We start from the raw sequence: 16339 nt of genomic DNA on the forward strand, positions 1-16339 counted from the left end.
CTATCAAATCCTGTCGATAACAATTAACAGCGCTCAAGTTTGCTGAGTGTTTGTGCCGCCTGACGCATCGGAGTGGCAAACTGCAACAAAGAGTCCAACGAAATACGAATAGAAGGAGCGTGAACATAAATGCAGGCAATTAATCGATTTTTCTGATCTTTAACGGGAACGGAACAGGCAACCATACCATCAATGAACTCTTCATTATCAATACTGAGCTGCGTTTGCACTATTTTGTCTAATTCATCATTTAGATCGAAAAGATCGGTAATTGTATTGCGAGTCATTTTATGGATGGGAAGTGCCTGAAGCAGGCTTTCACGTTTTGCCATAGGCAGGTTGGCCAGATAAAGCTTACCACTGGCCGTACACCAAAGGGGAGTCTGACTGCCTTCCGGTAGGTTAATCTGTAGGGGCCAATTGGCCTGAACACGCTCGTAGTAGAGCATTTCTAAACCGTTAGGGACAGAGATACCACAAGTTTCATTCACCTCATTAGCGAGTGTTTTTAATATCATCGACCTGCCTGCTTTAAAACGCGGGCTGTTCCAAACTCCCTGCGAAATACGGAATAGACGATTACCCGGTTCCCAAAGTCCCCCCAGACTCATTTGTAGATAACCCTCTTGTTTAAGTTGGGCTAACAAGCGATGCACGGTGGGTTGAGGGATCGCTAAATCACGTGCGATATTTGATGGCGATAAAGGGGTGTCTGATTGCGAAATATGTTCAATAATGACCAGCACTCACGCCGCAGCGGAGCTTCTATCACGATGGTTACTCAAAGTTCTGTTTATCCATTGCGAAGAAACAATATTCATATGTTGGCATTAACTTTGGAATGAATCAATGTTGGTACAGTCCAAGATGGCTGGCTGGGTAAAAAATAAAATAGCGTGGAGTAAAGAAAAAATACCCTGAATTAACAGGGTATTGTGGGGAAATTATGATTATTTCATTGTCGGCATTGAAAACTCTGCACTTTCACGCAGGTTAGCGGATGGCCAACGTTGCGTGATAGTTTTACGACGAGTATAGAAGCGCACACCATCAGGACCATAGGCATGGAGATCACCAAACAATGAGTTTTTCCAGCCACCAAAGCTATGGTAAGAAACAGGTACAGGCAGCGGGATATTGATCCCAACCATACCGACCTGAATACGATCAGCAAAATAGTTGGCTGCTTCTCCATCACGTGTGTAGATACAAGTGCCGTTGCCATATTCGTGTTCATCAATAATCTCCATCCCTTCCTGCATGGTTTTAACGCGAACAACTTGTAAAACGGGGCCAAAAATTTCTGCTTTGTAGCTATCCATGGTTGTAGTCACATTATCAATCAATGTGGCACCGACAAAGAAGCCATTTTCATAACCAGGAACTGTCATGTTACGTCCATCAACCAAAATTTTGGCGCCTTGTTGTTCAGCACTTGTAATATAACTGCATATTCTTTGTTGATGTTCGCGGGTAATGACGGGACCAAAATCATTATTTTCATCACTATGAACCCCTATAGTCAGGGATTTCATGCGTTCTTGCAGCTTGGTGACCAATTGATCGGCGATTTCATCACCGATTGCAACTGCAACAGACAGTGCCATACAACGTTCACCTGATGAACCAAATGCAGCTCCCAGAAGTGAAGTTACCACATTCTCCATATCGGCGTCTGGCATCACGATCGCGTGATTTTTGGCCCCACCAAGTGCCTGACAACGTTTGCCGCTGGCTGTAGCCGTCGTGTAGACATATTGTGCGACCGGAGTTGACCCCACAAAACTGACTGCTTTTACCCGTTTGTCAGTCAGCAGTGTATCCACGACTTCTTTATCACCATTGACAATATTAAAGACCCCATCGGGTAGCCCTGCTTTTTTTAATAATTGGCCAATATATAAGGTGGCACTTGGATCGCGTTCTGATGGTTTCAGTACAAATGTATTACCGCAAACCAATGCGAGAGGGTACATCCACAGAGGAACCATTGCCGGGAAGTTAAATGGGGTAATCCCTGCAACAACACCCAATGGCTGGAAGTCGCTCCAGGCGTTGATGCCCGGCCCGATATTTTTACTAAATTCGCCCTTCAAGATTTCAGGTGCTCCACAGGCATACTCAACGTTTTCGATACCACGTTGGAGTTCACCTGCTGCATCATGCACAATTTTGCCATGTTCCTGACCAATCAAGCGGCAAATTTCATCGGTATGCTCTTCAAGCAGTTGCTTATAACGGAACATAATACGTGCCCGCTTTATTGGCGGAGTATCACGCCATTCAGGAAATGCTGCTTGTGCTGCCGCCACTGCTTCTTCAGCGACAGCCTTAGGGGCAATAGCTACCTGACGGATGGTTTTGCCAGTTGCAGGATTATAAACATCCTGTAAACGTGAGTGGGTATCAGTAACCTTGCCGTTAATAAAATGTCCTACGATACTCATGCCATTTTCTCCAGTAAATCAGTCAGTAAGTCCACAATTGCTTATAAATGCTTACCATTTCTGCAATTGTTGGGATCCGTGGATTATTACCCGGTGATCCGGATGCTTCCGCTTGCTCTGCCATTGTTTCCACAACCTTAAAAAAGCGCATTTTGTTGATGCCAAATTGTTCTGGTGTCGGCACGGAAAGCTCTTTGTTTAAATCGGTCAAAGTCGTTAGTAGTTTTTCACAGGCTACACTGTCACTGTCTGTTGGTTTTGCAAAGGTTAGTGTGCGTGCACATTCGGCATAGCGTTCTTTGGCTGCATCTAAAGAAAAACGGGTGACAGCGGGAAGCAACATAGCGTTGGATAATCCATGTGGAACATGGAAGAAAGCGCCGATAGGGCGGCTCATACCGTGCACTAGTGCAACAGATGCGTTAGAGAATGCAATCCCTGCGAGAGTTGAACCCAGTATCATGGCTTCACGGGCAGCTTTATTATTGCCATCGTGATATACCTTGCGCAGGTTAGGGCCGATGAGTTTCATGGCGGCAATAGCCTGGCTATCAGAATAGAGGCTAGCCTTTCGGCTAACATAGGCTTCAATGGCGTGAGTCATCGCATCAATACCCGTATCTGCCGTAGTCCGTGCCGGAACGCTGATAGTCAGTTCATAGTCGATAATGGCGGCAATCGGCATGAATCCCGCGCCCATACAAAGTAATTTTTCATCGGTTTTTTCATCAGTAATAATTGTGACGCGAGTACATTCTGATCCTGTTCCCGCTGTAGTAGGAATGGCAATGATAGGAAGGCCTTGTTCATTGAATTGGCGCGGGAAACGGTATTCGTTGACGGTGCCACCAAATTTACCAATCACAGCGATAGCTTTTGCACTGTCAATCGGGCTTCCGCCACCAAGTGCAATAACAGCATCGAACCGATCACTTTTCACTTTCTTAATTCCTGCCTGAATAGAGGCAGCCGTTGGCTCTGGTACTGTGTCAGCATAGACATCACTTTCAATGCCAGCACCTTGCAGGATAGATTGCAGTTTATCCAGATAACCCAACTGAACCATCACCTTATCCGTCACAATCAGCGGTTTTTTACTGCCAATATTTTGCAGGATCTGCGGAAGACTGATGATAGCCCCACCGCCTACTTCCATAATGCGAGGCAACACGATAGTGGACATATATAGCTCCTTATCTAAATTAAATACTCGTTTATCAAAATGAGCCGAATAACGAACCGAGAATAATGACCACAACGAGTCCCAGCAGTTCGCCTAATACGGTGACCATGAAAATGTCAAGGTAGGAGCGTTTGTGGGTTAATCCGCAGATTGCCAATAATGAAATCACTGCGCCATTGTGGGGTAATGTATCCAATCCACCCGAAGCCATTGCTGCAACACGATGGAGTAATTCGGAATGAATGATAATTCTTATCAATAGAATGTCGAAGAAAATGAAAGGAAAAAACGCAGCGATCGCAAATATTTTAAAAAAAATGTTAATTAAGTGTGATCTCTCTGGCAATTATCTGATGCCGGATAATTATAGGAAGCATCAACAATGGTAGCGCTATTTGGTTGGTTCAATAAAACATGAAAACAACATCCAATAGTTCGTTACCGTCTATCGCCATCGCTAAAAGAGGGGGAGGGTTTGTTTAAATCTTGCCCATTACCCGACAATGATCGCAGTAATGGGCTACGAATACTCCAGTAATATCTGGATTAATCCATTTCTTCCAGTGCCTTGGGTAAAGTGGCATAAAAACTCAATTGACCCTTAATCGGCTCGATTTTAGCTCTTGCCAGTGTTTTCAATGGTTGGAAGGGGATATCACACACAATGACATGTTTCTCTTTTCCTATCTCACGGATAAATCCCTGAAAAGCGTGCAGTCCACCTGCGTCCAGAACGGGTACGGCATCCCATTGCATAACTATAATCTGATAATCAGCACTTTTTTCTTTGAGCTCGGCAAAAATACGCTCTGCGGCAGCGAAAAACAGTGGGCCATTAATTCGCACAACCAGCAGATTCTTATCATTATTTGTTGAAGGAGTAATACTGATTCGGGTCATGTTGGCAATTTTGCGCATAAACAAGAGCGATGCCAGAACAATACCAATAGTGATTGCGATCACCATATCAAACAGAACCGTCAATGACAGGCACAGCAACATGACGATGATATCGTCTTTAGGAGCACGACGAATCAAATCTACAACCTTATGCGCCTCACTCATATTCCACGCCACAATCAGCAAAATAGCTGACATAGCTGCAAGTGGCAGATAAGAAAGCATTGGTGCAAGAACCAACAACGTCAGTAGTACCAGAAGAGAGTGAATAACAGCGGAAATTGGTGAAGTTGCACCTGCACGAACATTGGCTGCTGAACGGGCAATAGCCGCAGTTGCGGTGATCCCGCCAAAGAAGGGGGCAACAATATTTCCCATACCCTGACCAAATAATTCACTGTTGGAATGGTGTTTTTTTCCGGTCATGCCATCCAGAATAACGGCACACAACAGGGACTCAATTGCCCCTAGCATTGCCATTGAAAATGCGGCGGGTAGCAGTGCTGATACCGTATTCCAGTTGATCTCAAGAGAGTGGGTATCAGGCAGATTCCAGGGTAGAACAAATTGAGGGAGGATGGGGGGAATACCCTGGCCTTGTGTACCGTCTTCCAGCGTATAGCTGAATGATGAACCAATCGTTGCCACATCATGGCCTAACAGGTGCATGATGCCCATGATACCAGTGCCTGCAATTAAAGCCGGTAAGTGACCCGGTAACTTTAATCCTAGTTTTGGCCAGAAAACCAATACCAGAAGAGTGGTTAAACCGATGAGTGTGTCGCTGAATTGAAATGAAAGAAAATTTTGGGAAAGGGTAATCACTTTATCGATATAATTTTCCGGCATATGTTCCAGCTTAAGGCCAAAGAAATTTTGTATCTGCATGGTGGCGATAGTGATCGCAATACCCGAAGTAAACCCCAGAGTAACCGATAGGGGAATATATTCAATCAGTCGGCCTAATCTTGCTAACCCCATAATGAGCAAAATAACGCCTGACATAAGTGTCGCGATCAGTAAACCACTCAAGCCAAATTGCTGTGAAACCGGATAGAGAATAACTACAAAAGCGGCAGTTGGCCCAGAAACGCTATAACGTGACCCTCCGCTAATGGCAATAACAATACCTGCAATGGCCGCAGTATAGAGGCCATATTGCGGTGCAACGCCACTGCCGATTGCCAGCGCCATTGCCAGTGGGATGGCGATAATTCCTACAGTGATTCCCGCAATCATGTCCTTGATTAAACGAGGAAAAGAGTAAGTTTCCTTCCAGCAGGCATCAACAAGCGCACTAAATGGACGTATCCCCTTAATTTTACGAGTATTCATTTAATTAAAAACCAAAAATAAGATATCAGATGATGATCTGAGAAAAGTGATGCCAGCATATCGCTTTTCTCAAATCAGAAAGGTGTTATATGTCAAAAAGTTAACTGATAGATTGGTGTTTGTAAAATAAAAATCAAATAATTTAATTGATATTATTAATTAAGTGTGACGAAAAATTAAATTCAGGGTTGCAACTAATTCTCGATTTGAGGCAGTAAGGATTTGGGAAATCATGGATTTTAAAGAATAGTGAGTAATACAAATAGATTCTGAATCTAATGTTCATCTTACAACTATAAATAGTAAAAATAGCCCCAATTGCAGGATCAAACTTATCACTGCTCGTTTTAACAATCTTATTGAGCCTTTAAAGCGATCATTTTGTGTTCGTGATTGGGGTAGTTTATTGAATATCAGCAATAATGCTTGATCGAACTCAGTATTCCTTTCAGGATGCGAATTCAATATTTGCAAATAGTGACAATCTAGCCAAATGCGCCAGCAATAGTACTGACTGAGTAGAGAGAAGAATACCAACATGGCATAAATTGCAGTATTATTTGATTTTACTACCAATATTGCTGTCGCTATAAGAGTTGCAAATACAGATAAACCAGAGATAAAGCGCCAGCTTTGTAGTGTGGCAATAACGACTTTAGCCGTTAGTGTTTCTGTATTTGGCAGAATGTCTGATTGCATATTATACCTTTCGATGTTGATAATATTCTGCCCATTGAACAAGGACATTAAGGTGTGTTTGCCTGAAAGTAACATGAGGTCTGGCTTGATGCAGTATAGTGATAACAGTGTGAATATCATATTCAGGATGTTGTTTTAGCAGCCATGCTGCCACGACCATTGCACTACGGGATAATCCGAGTGTGCAATGAATGAATACACTTCCTTTTTCATGCAATTTGTCCAGTGCACAAACAGCAGATTGTAGCGCTTCCGGTGTCAACGGCAATAAATCGATTTGAGGTTGGCAAATATAATTTGCTGTATAAATACCCGGTTTCCTGTGCCATTCTGCTGTCATATCCAAAACACTAACTGTTTTAGCTGATTTGATAATTGATTGATATGGCAAACAACCAAGAATGATCCCTTCTGTAATTTGGTTATACGGTGCACTTTTTTTCCGGAACCAGAGATAAGAGAACCAAGCACCGAATTGATATGGTGCCATTATCCAGCGTGCTGACAGTGACATCTGGCCGTCTGATTGCTTTTGAAACACTGAACTGCCTAATCCGGCATAGCCGAGAGCAACCATTAATAATGATATTGCAGGCCACAACAAGACCCAGAAAATGTTACCCAGCCAAAATGCCGACAGAGCAAAAAACAGGCTGATTCCTGCATAATAGCCAAATAATTTTCTGGCGTAGCTATCTTGACTCGGTTGCCAGTGCCAATGGTGTGAAATAGGTAGCAGGTAACTAATCACAACACCCACAGTAAAACCGGTGATCACATCAATAAAATGATGTTGCCAAGTCGTGAGAACTGATAAAGCAATTAAGATAGACCAGATATGCAGCAGCCCACGCCAATGGCCTTGAAGGTGTGCTGAATAACGCAGCCAGAGTAACCATAGCAGGATAATATGTAAGGAAGGGGCTTGATTACAGGGTGGAGCAAACAGCTCCAGTTGCTTGAATAACCACCCAAAAATGCCTTCTGTCATGGGATGGGAAAACGACAATTTCACAGGAAATAGCAGAAATCCGGCGCAGGCAATCAGTAATGCCATCACTAATCGCCAGCCGTGAAGCCATTGTTCACGGCGGCTGGTACAGATAAATAGTGATACTCCGTAAAATAAATTAATACTCCAGTAAGGAATAATCGTCCATGACCAGAAAGGAATGTCATGTTCCCAACTGAACACCATAACTTCCACATTGTCTCTTTGCGCGGTGAATGGATTGATTTGCCCATAAGTAATGAAAAAAAATGGCGTGAGAAATAACAGCCAGATAACGGCTGTCAGCCACAAACGCTGACGACTATCATGCTGGGCATTGTGCGAAAGTTTTGTCGAATTTCTCATCTATTTATTCTTATCGTTAAATTTTCTTGGCAATCGATACAGTGAAAATTCCCCAGTCATCAGTTAATTGAAACTGTTTTTCAAAACCAGCCGCTTCTACCAGCGCATCCATTTCACCTTGAGTACGTCGGCGCATGATCCACGGTTGATTTTCACGATGACTGGAAAGAACGCGGGCAATCATTTCAAGCTGCGGGTGCCAGGGTTGTCCTGTATATATCAGATATCCATTTTCTGCTATGGCATTGGAAAGGCCGTGCAGGGAGTTTTTGATTAATGTATTGTCGGAAAACAATTCATAAAGGCCGGAAACAATGCCCAATGTTGGTGTTGGAATGATAGATGAAATACTTTCAGTATCAAAAGCGTCACCGATCACAAAACGGATTTTATCCGTGAGATTACGCTCTTCAATATAAGCTTGGGCTTGATTGACATTGAGTTCGCTGTAATCCCTCAACAAAATGGAGTCAATGTTGCTGAAATCATTGATTGCATCAAAGATATATCGCCCATGTCCGGCGGCGATATCGACAATATGAATGGGTTGATTTTGTAGATGTAGATGGCGAATAGCCTGACGGATTAATGCTTCCATATTGATTTTGCGTTGCCGTATGCCGCGCCAGCCAATGTTCCCCCGGAGATATTGTTGATCCACTAACCGTCCCCAAATTCCCTGACCTTGTGGTTGGTTGCGATAGACATAATCCAGTGTGGAACCGGAATCAAAACCCGTTTCAAGACCGAGGCGAATACCTTCAGAAGCCTTGCCCCAGCGTGTATTCATCGCTTTACGCATCAATTTATAACTAAGATTTTTAGGGCACAGGCATGGTAATGGAAGAGTGAGTGCTCGAAATTCATCGGCTGTATGGCTCCAGATATCTTCATTGCTGTAATCATGTTGATAACGTGGGATAGCAAAAATGCGTCCAATAAAAGTGCGTATTTTATCGAAAACCAAATGGCGATTTTTTTCACCCAGCGTATCGTGGTAGAACCCCTCCATTACATGTTTTTCTTTAATCGGAGTATTCAATTGTTGGTAAAACTGATGCTGAGGTTTATGGTTCACTACATAATCATCACCGGAAATAAATAGTTGTGTCGGCAACGTAATGGCGCTGGCATCTTTCACTACGCGTTCTGCGGTTTGATAGAGCTCCAACAGAATATTGACGGCGATTTCACGGGTAATCAGCGGATCATTGTTATAAGAGGCAATGTGGGCTTCATCGTGAGTCAGGAATTTCGCTTTTACATAGGAATTGACGAAAAAAACACCCCGTATTTTTTGCATCAATCGCAGTCCTTGTACCGCAAAGGGAACGTATAATTTAATATTGAACGCGGGAGCAGCAAGTATCATGGCGCGGATTTTGGGTGCGTAATCATGTACCCAGGCAGATACTAAAACTGCCCCGACACTCTGACCAATCACCACGATATTTCCCATTGCAATGTTGTATTGGATAGCAATAAACCTGACAAATTCATCAACATCACGAATGGATGTCCCCATTGATGGGCTATAACCACGTGCCCCTGTTGTTTTTCCATGTCCACGGGCATCCCATGCGAACATTGGCACATCAGGAAGATTGAGTCCATCAACAACATGCTGGAGGCGTCCCGAATGTTCATGACCCCGGTGAAAAATAATAATAGCTCTTTCTGCTTTAGCCTGTTTTTGGGGCCAATAACGATAAAACAGGGAAGCCTGATCTGTTGTAGTGAAATAATGCTCTTCAGCAATGCGTTGATTTAATGCTGGTTTTTTTGATGGCTGAGTCTTTGGTAAAAGTGTCATAGCGATGCCTTATTTGGATTGTGGCTGTTCAGTTGATTTGATTTCATGTAAGGCGTTAATAACGCGCTGGTAGCAAGTCACCAAGAGTAAAATGATTACGAAAGGAAATAAATAATGGCTCCAACTCAAGGCTGAAGGGAAAAACGCTATAACCAATCCGTAAGCACCGAAGACAAAAGCCCGATCGCTTTTTCCCATTGGGCCGTCATAGCGGCGTGATGCACCAAGGGTTTGTGCTAGAACACCAATAAACTCTGTCAGGATCGCCAGGAATAAAATCACCAATAGGCTGACACTGCTGACATTAGATAAAAAACAGAAGGGAAGGTAGAGTGCAACATCGGAGATCACATCTCCGAGTTCATTATAAATAGCTCCCAAATGAGATTGCTGATGATGTTCTCGAGCCAACATGCCATCAATTGCATTGAGTGCCATGCGGATAAAGAGAAAAATAGGCAATAGCCAATAGAAGGCAGCAGAAGGAAATAAAATCAGTAGCGAACCAACAGCGATTGATAACAACATCGCGCTCAATGTGACTTGATTGGCCGTGATTCCATATTTGTGTAAAGCAGTAACAAAGGGATGTAATAGATTTTGGAAGCGTGGCTTTAAATTGTAGATAGTCATCTTACCCTAAGTCCTTTATAGGCTAAACTGCTTTTACTAATAAAATAAATAACAAAAAATAGCAATCAAATAAAATAGATCTTGTTCGGATAATCAATAACCTATTGTTTAAATTAAGGCATTATTAATTTTTTGTATGTGATTATACCTTTTAACTTATATCTTTTAACTTATATCTTTTAATTACCAGAGGCAGATCTTCTGCCTCGATACAGTTTAAAATCTATGATGAATTTTACAAATTTGATTGAAATAGCTGATTAATGTGAAGGAAATAGTAAATTGTCTAGGGCACAGCGCTTGTTATCTCTTATAGAAATATTACGTAGTTATCACTTTCCTGTACAGGGAAAGGCATTGGCACAAAAGTTAAATATCAGCTTAAGAACACTTTATCGGGATATTGCGACCTTGCAGGCTCAAGGTGCAAGTATTGAGGGGGAAGCGGGTATCGGTTATGTGTTACGGCCGGGATTTGTTTTACCGCCATTAATGCTGACACAAAATGAAATAGAAGCTTTGGCGTTAGGGGCCAGTTGGGTAGCCAGACGTGCCGATCCACAGTTGAAAGCATCGGCAAATAGCGCAATAAATAAAATTGCGGCAGTGATCCCAACAGAACTAAGGCAATATCTTGAGACGAACTCATTATTAATTGGGCCAACGGCTACAAAGGTTCAAACTTCTGTTGATATCCCGCAGATACGGCAAGCGATTAGCCATAGGCATAAAATTACCTTTGCTTATTTAGATCTTAAAAATAATCAATCAATCAGAACAATATGGCCCTTTGCGCTGGGATATTTTGAGAATATTAGTATTGTTATTGGATGGTGTGAATTAAGAAACACATTTCGCCATTTCAGATCGGATAGAATGAGCCATTTGAAGACAGAACCAAGGTGTTATCCCCGCTCAAGACAATCGTTGCTTAAAGAATGGCGAGAAACGGAAGGAATACCAACTAAGCCATAATGTAATCAATGAAAAGCCCATTAATATAGAAATGCTGAATCATCTTCCTCTGCTTCATAACCTTAAGCCCAATGCAATTTGAAGTTTATTGGATATATGAAGGTCAGATAGAAGAGATTGACGTTTGCTCTGGGATAACTGTTGGCTTTGGGATAACTACTGACAAAAACTGTCACACTGGCTTGTTACTCTGGGCGCTCTTAATTTTCTGAGTCAGCCATTCAACTGTTGGAGTTTTTCATGTTAACCCTAACTTTTTCTACATCGGTAAATGCAAAACCATCTGAGATTTGGACGCATTATGTGGATTTTGATTTGCGGAAAAAATGGGAGATTGATCTTGAGTATTTTGAATTCGAAGGTGAAGTGAAAACAGGGCAATACGGCAGGATGGTATTAGGTGGTATGCCGGAAATCCGTTTCTATCTTGCCAACATTGAAGTCAATAAAGAGTTTACTGATCAGATCAATCTGCCGCAGATGGGGAGGTTAACTTTCTGCCACCAAATTTTGACCGACAAAAGTAACATGGCAAATTGCATTAAGGTGAGCGTTTCTTTTGAGCCTGAAGACAATATTTCTAATGCACAAGCCATAAGTTTTTTTAAGCAAGTGACGCAAGATCTGGTTGAAACACTTTCAAGGCTTAAGGCTGTAGTTGAGAAAACATATTTAGTTGAGAAAATGGAGACAGAAAAACCTGTTTCTGTTAAACCTAATCTTCAATTGATTTATGTCTCTGATATCGAACGTTCTACGGCTTTTTATGCAACGATTTTCAACACAGAGCCAATTTTTTCCAGCCCGCGTTATGTGGCGTTTAATGCAGGCAAAGAAGCCATTTTCGCTATTTGGAGTGGAGGAACGAAGCCAGATAGCACTGTTCCACGGTTTTCAGAGGTGGGTATTATGTTACCTTTTAGCGAATCTGTTGATCAGCTCTTCGAAAAATGGCAACAGAATCCAAACATTGAAATTCAGCAGGAACCCTACACTGACGTTTTTGGTCGTACTTTCCTCGTAAAAGATCCTGATGGTCATATGATTCGAGTATGCCCTTTGGATTAAGGAAAATGAAGGAGCTAATGTTTTATGTTCGGTTTTAATCATCAAGATGGTAGTTATCTAGAAGTGGATGGTGCTCATATTTATTATGAGATCCAAGGCAATGCCAATGGTAACCCGCTCATTTTTCTGCATGGTGGCTTAAGTCACATTGAAACGTTTAACCATGTAATTGACGATCTTGGAAAAACTTATCGACTTATTGGTATAGATAGCCGAGGGCAGGGTAAATCGACCTTGGGGCAAAAAAATCTATCGTATAAATGCCTTCAACAAGATGTAGAAGCGGTAGTCAGGCATTTAAGGTTAGGGAAATGCAGTATTATTGGTCACAGTGATGGAGGCATTGTTGCATTGCGATTGGCTGTAGCTGGGATTGTTCCAATCGATAAAATAATGGTAATTGGTGCTCATTGGGCACTAAAAGAAGATGATCCTGCGAAAGATATACTTCAACAGATTACAGCCGAAGGCTGGCGGGCAATGTTGCCTGACAGCTATGACAGTTACCATAGATTGAATCCAAAGGCAGATTTCAAAAAATTAATCAGCAGTATTGTTCCTATGTGGCTTGATGCCAGTGACAGTGGTTATCCAAATTCAACTGTCCGTAAAATTGCTTGTGAGTTAATGGCTGTTCGGGGAGATAAAGATAGTTTAGTGTCGCGGACCCACTTAACTGAGTTGGCTGATCAAGTCACTCATGCTTGTTTGTTAAATATCCCTTTTACTGGGCACTCTCCTCATGAAGAAAGACCGGAATTATTGATGCCATTTTTAGAGGAGTTTTTATCGCATTAATCTCAGATAGCTAAATTTATTATGCCTGCGATTTGTGAAGAAGTTTTTTGCAAGAAAATGGATGTTGTCTCAGGCATGTTGTTTTTTTGAAAAGTGTAATATCAACTTGGGTTAAAAATGAAATGTTAATGGAAAGATAACATTGCCATTAATAATATTTTTATTTTAACGTATAAATAAAGCATTATCACACTTCTATATTTCTGATCTCAAGTGTTTTTGAGTTTGGTAATCGTACTGACGAAATTTGATCAATTGATTAAAATTTTCTCTTAGAATTGCATTTTTCCATGTTGGATAACTACTTGATATTGTTTGTTATTATCCTTGTTGTAATAATAAAATACAATTGATTTATATTGACTACTAATATGAAGAATGATCTATTTTACTTGAGCTATGAATGATTTTATGTTGAACATCTTATTTTTAATATAAGAAGGGGAATGATATGTCAATTTTAGGCATTATTAAGGGTACTCCTATCTGGGTTTGGGTTTTATTTGCTTTTCTTATTAAACGAGGCATCAGTGCGTTATATGATAGGGAAATGCGTGTTGAACGCCTGTTCTTTATGCCTATTTTGTTTTTCATATGGGCTGTTTACAGTGTATTGCATGAAACGACATTTCCAAGTTTTGCTTTTTTGGCGCTTATTTTAGGTATATTCGTGGGCGGTGCTATAGGGTGGTACTTATGGCGAAATCAACCAAGGTTAAGAAAAAAAGATGATAATGACTTAATCATCCGATCAGGAACCCCTTTGACTTTGGTTCTTATTTTTACCGTCTTTATAGTTAAGTTTATTTTTTCTGCCATGATGAGTATTAATTCTCAGTTATTATATTCTTTCAATTTTAATTTAATTTTTGGTTTTATATGTGGTCTATCGGATGGTGTTTTTTGGGGCGGAACACTTAATTTATTTATCCACTACTATAGGAAAAATAATAAAAATGTATAAGGGGATGTAATTGCTATCAGTGTAGTTATTGGTGTTTTAGTTTAATATGTTGTTTTATATCAATTTATTGTAGTCAATATACGATATTTAATTCCCTGCGGAAATCAAATACAAGAATAATGTAATTTCATTATGCGTTACCTGTTCCTAAAAGCTATAACTTGCTGGAAGCTGCCGCATTACCTGAAACATTTTTTACGGTATGGGTGAATCTATTCCAACGAGGTAAATTGAAAGCGGGTGAGACAGTTTTAATTCATGGCGGCACTTCAGGTATTGGAACTGTCGCTACCATGCTGGCAAAGGCATTCGGTGCTTATGTCATTACTACGGTAGGTTCTGAAGGTAAACGTCAGGCCAGTTTAGCGCTGAGTGCTGATGTTTCCATCAACTATAAAACGGAAGACTTTGTGGAAAAAACAGATCAAACGACTAATCAGCACGCATATTGGGAAAATTATGCTGATGATATAGGTATAGGCCAATTTTATCCGACATCGTCTGTTGTAATATTAAATTATTGGCAGAAACCTAGATACAAAAAAGCCTGAACTGAGTTCAGGCTCTTTCATGGAATATGGCGGTGAGGGAGGGATTCGAACCCTCGATACGTTTTCACGTATACACACTTTCCAGGCGTGCTCCTTCAGCCTCTCGGACACCTCACCGAATTTTGTTTCTACTGTATTCAATAAGAATACGTTACTGCAATGTGTCTGACTATTTGAATTAATTTTCTTAGACACTAAAAAAGCCTGAGCATTTTGTTCAGGCTCTTTCATAGAATATGGCGGTGAGGGAGGGATTCGAACCCTCGATACGTTTTCACGTATACACACTTTCCAGGCGTGCTCCTTCAGCCTCTCGGACACCTCACCATATTTTGTTGTTACAGTGATTTCTCTTGAGTTTGTCGCTGTAACGGGGCGCTACTATAGGGAAAAGCAGGGCAGGCGTCAACAGACTTATGAGGATTTTTTCAGGCTTTTTGATTGATTAGGCAAATAAAAAACAATTTGGGTGCTTGGTAAACACTTAAGATAGTAAAATCGTCCTTTTTGCAATGGATAACAACGAATTTGTTAACTAGATAGCATTATCAATATTTTTATTCTTGTCTTCTTATTGGAGGCTTGCAACCTTTCAGTCCTAGGTTAACGCTATTAGAAAAACAAAAAGGAATGAGATTTTATGAACATCATTTTTTATCACCCCTCTTTTAATTCTGTTGAATGGATTCAGGGAATACAAGCTAGATTACCTGAGGCTAATGTCCGTCAATGGGTCAGTGGTGATAATAATCCCTCTGATTATGCTTTAGTTTGGTTGCCTCCCTATGAAATGTTAGCCAATCGTCAGGATATAAAAGGGATATTCGCACTCGGTGCTGGTGTGGATGCCATCCTTAAACAAGAATTAGAAAATCCGGGTACATTACCTGAGGGGATCCCATTAATTCGCCTTGAAGATACAGGCATGGCGCGGCAAATGCAGGAATATGCACTTTCCTCTGTTTTACATTATTTCCGCCGTATGGATGAATATAAACAATACCAAGAACAACGTCTTTGGAAGCCAATGTTACCCCATAATAGAAAGGAATTTGTCATCGGTGTTTTGGGAGCAGGCGTTTTAGGGCGCAGTGTTATTGAAGGATTGAAAGAGTTTGATTTTACTGTCCGTTGTTGGAGCAGAACACCAAAACAAATTGATCATGTTGAGAGTTTTTACGGGAAAGAACAGCTAGGTGATTTTCTTTCTGAATGTAAGGTATTGATTAATATTCTGCCAGATACGCCAGAAACACGTGGTATCTTAAATCTTTCATTATTCAAACAGTTAAAGTCTGGTTCATATGTGATCAATATTGCACGAGGTGCACAACTCATAGAGCAAGATTTGCTGATTGCCATTGATAAAGGTTATGTTGCTGGCGCGACTCTTGATGTATTTGTTGAAGAGCCATTATCAAGTTTTCATCCTTTCTGGACCCATCCGCGTATTAATATCACTCCGCATATCGCGGCAAATACTATTCCTGACGAAGCTATGGATGTAATTTGTGAGAATATCCGACGAATGGAAAAAGGTGAATCTCCTACTGGCCTAATTGATATGGCACTTGGCTATTAATTTGTTGTTAGTAAGTGGCTTTACAGCAAGGCAG

13 protein-coding genes, 2 tRNA genes and 2 pseudogenes are annotated in these 16339 nt (G+C 41.2%); 6 read left to right on the forward strand and 11 right to left on the reverse strand.

From position 1 onward, the window contains the following. Nucleotides 1-23: 23 nt before the first annotated feature. From Xvie_RS10205 to Xvie_RS10245, 9 genes and pseudogenes are all read right to left on the reverse strand, one after another. On the reverse strand, nucleotides 24-746 hold the full coding sequence (locus tag Xvie_RS10205) for an IclR family transcriptional regulator (protein ID WP_208612552.1): 723 nt from the start codon (nucleotides 744-746) through the stop codon (nucleotides 24-26). 204 nt (nucleotides 747-950) lie between these two features. Next, nucleotides 951-2447, reverse strand: coding sequence for a CoA-acylating methylmalonate-semialdehyde dehydrogenase (locus Xvie_RS10210; protein ID WP_086109219.1), 1497 nt, complete (start codon nucleotides 2445-2447; stop codon nucleotides 951-953). A gap of 22 nt (nucleotides 2448-2469) precedes the next feature. Continuing rightward, nucleotides 2470-3630 (reverse strand): iron-containing alcohol dehydrogenase, encoded by a 1161-nt coding sequence (locus Xvie_RS10215; RefSeq protein ID WP_086109220.1) that lies wholly within the window; start codon nucleotides 3628-3630, stop codon nucleotides 2470-2472. A 34-nt stretch (nucleotides 3631-3664) separates the two neighbouring features. Further along, nucleotides 3665-3865, reverse strand: a pseudogene (locus Xvie_RS10220) (hypothetical protein); the annotation flags it as partial. 311 nt (nucleotides 3866-4176) lie between these two features. Further along, nucleotides 4177-5865, reverse strand: coding sequence for a C4-dicarboxylic acid transporter DauA (dauA, locus tag Xvie_RS10225; RefSeq protein WP_086109221.1), 1689 nt, complete (start codon nucleotides 5863-5865; stop codon nucleotides 4177-4179). Nucleotides 5866-6147: 282 nt separating this feature from the next. Further along, the gene (locus tag Xvie_RS10230) at nucleotides 6148-6564 is read right to left on the reverse strand and encodes a hypothetical protein (RefSeq protein ID WP_086109222.1); all 417 of its coding nucleotides are present in this window, start codon (nucleotides 6562-6564) and stop codon (nucleotides 6148-6150) included. A 1-nt stretch (nucleotide 6565) separates the two neighbouring features. Continuing rightward, nucleotides 6566-7921, reverse strand: a complete 1356-nt coding sequence (locus Xvie_RS10235) for a dual specificity protein phosphatase family protein (RefSeq protein ID WP_086109223.1) — start codon at nucleotides 7919-7921, stop codon at nucleotides 6566-6568. Nucleotides 7922-7937: 16 nt separating this feature from the next. Continuing rightward, the gene (locus tag Xvie_RS10240) at nucleotides 7938-9734 is read right to left on the reverse strand and encodes a bifunctional alpha/beta hydrolase/class I SAM-dependent methyltransferase (protein ID WP_086109224.1); all 1797 of its coding nucleotides are present in this window, start codon (nucleotides 9732-9734) and stop codon (nucleotides 7938-7940) included. A gap of 9 nt (nucleotides 9735-9743) precedes the next feature. Beyond that, nucleotides 9744-10367 carry a CDP-alcohol phosphatidyltransferase family protein gene (locus tag Xvie_RS10245; protein WP_086109225.1) on the reverse strand — a complete coding sequence of 208 codons (624 nt, stop codon included), beginning with the start codon at nucleotides 10365-10367 and terminating at the stop codon, nucleotides 9744-9746. Nucleotides 10368-10649: 282 nt separating this feature from the next. On the opposite strand from Xvie_RS10245, the gene Xvie_RS10250 reads away from it, so the two are divergent. From Xvie_RS10250 to Xvie_RS10270, 5 genes and pseudogenes are all read left to right on the forward strand, one after another. Further along, nucleotides 10650-11342, forward strand: coding sequence for a helix-turn-helix transcriptional regulator (locus tag Xvie_RS10250; protein WP_086109226.1), 693 nt, complete (start codon nucleotides 10650-10652; stop codon nucleotides 11340-11342). Nucleotides 11343-11645: 303 nt separating this feature from the next. After that, the gene (locus Xvie_RS23135; protein ID WP_244175569.1) at nucleotides 11646-12410 is read left to right on the forward strand and encodes a VOC family protein; all 765 of its coding nucleotides are present in this window, start codon (nucleotides 11646-11648) and stop codon (nucleotides 12408-12410) included. Nucleotides 12411-12434: 24 nt separating this feature from the next. Then, complete coding sequence (locus Xvie_RS10260; RefSeq protein WP_086109227.1) at nucleotides 12435-13208, forward strand: alpha/beta fold hydrolase; 774 nt, start codon at nucleotides 12435-12437, stop codon at nucleotides 13206-13208. Nucleotides 13209-13659: 451 nt separating this feature from the next. Continuing rightward, nucleotides 13660-14172: a DUF6622 family protein gene (locus Xvie_RS10265; RefSeq protein WP_086109228.1), complete on the forward strand. Its 513-nt coding sequence runs from the start codon at nucleotides 13660-13662 to the stop codon at nucleotides 14170-14172. Between the two features lie 134 nt (nucleotides 14173-14306). Then, nucleotides 14307-14609 (forward strand): annotated as a pseudogene (locus tag Xvie_RS10270) (zinc-binding dehydrogenase); the annotation flags it as partial. Nucleotides 14610-14750: 141 nt separating this feature from the next. Here Xvie_RS10270 and Xvie_RS10275 read toward each other — a convergent pair. Together Xvie_RS10275 and Xvie_RS10280 are read right to left on the reverse strand one after the other, a co-directional pair. Beyond that, nucleotides 14751-14840 (reverse strand) — tRNA-Ser (locus Xvie_RS10275). Between the two features lie 120 nt (nucleotides 14841-14960). Beyond that, nucleotides 14961-15050: transfer RNA gene (locus Xvie_RS10280), tRNA-Ser, on the reverse strand. Nucleotides 15051-15363: 313 nt separating this feature from the next. Here Xvie_RS10280 and ghrA point away from each other — a divergent pair. After that, nucleotides 15364-16305: a glyoxylate/hydroxypyruvate reductase GhrA gene (gene ghrA, locus Xvie_RS10285; protein WP_086109229.1), complete on the forward strand. Its 942-nt coding sequence runs from the start codon at nucleotides 15364-15366 to the stop codon at nucleotides 16303-16305. The last annotated feature ends 34 nt before the right edge of the window (nucleotides 16306-16339 follow it).

Source organism: Xenorhabdus vietnamensis (genome assembly GCF_002127535.1).
Lineage (GTDB): Bacteria > Pseudomonadota > Gammaproteobacteria > Enterobacterales > Enterobacteriaceae > Xenorhabdus > Xenorhabdus vietnamensis.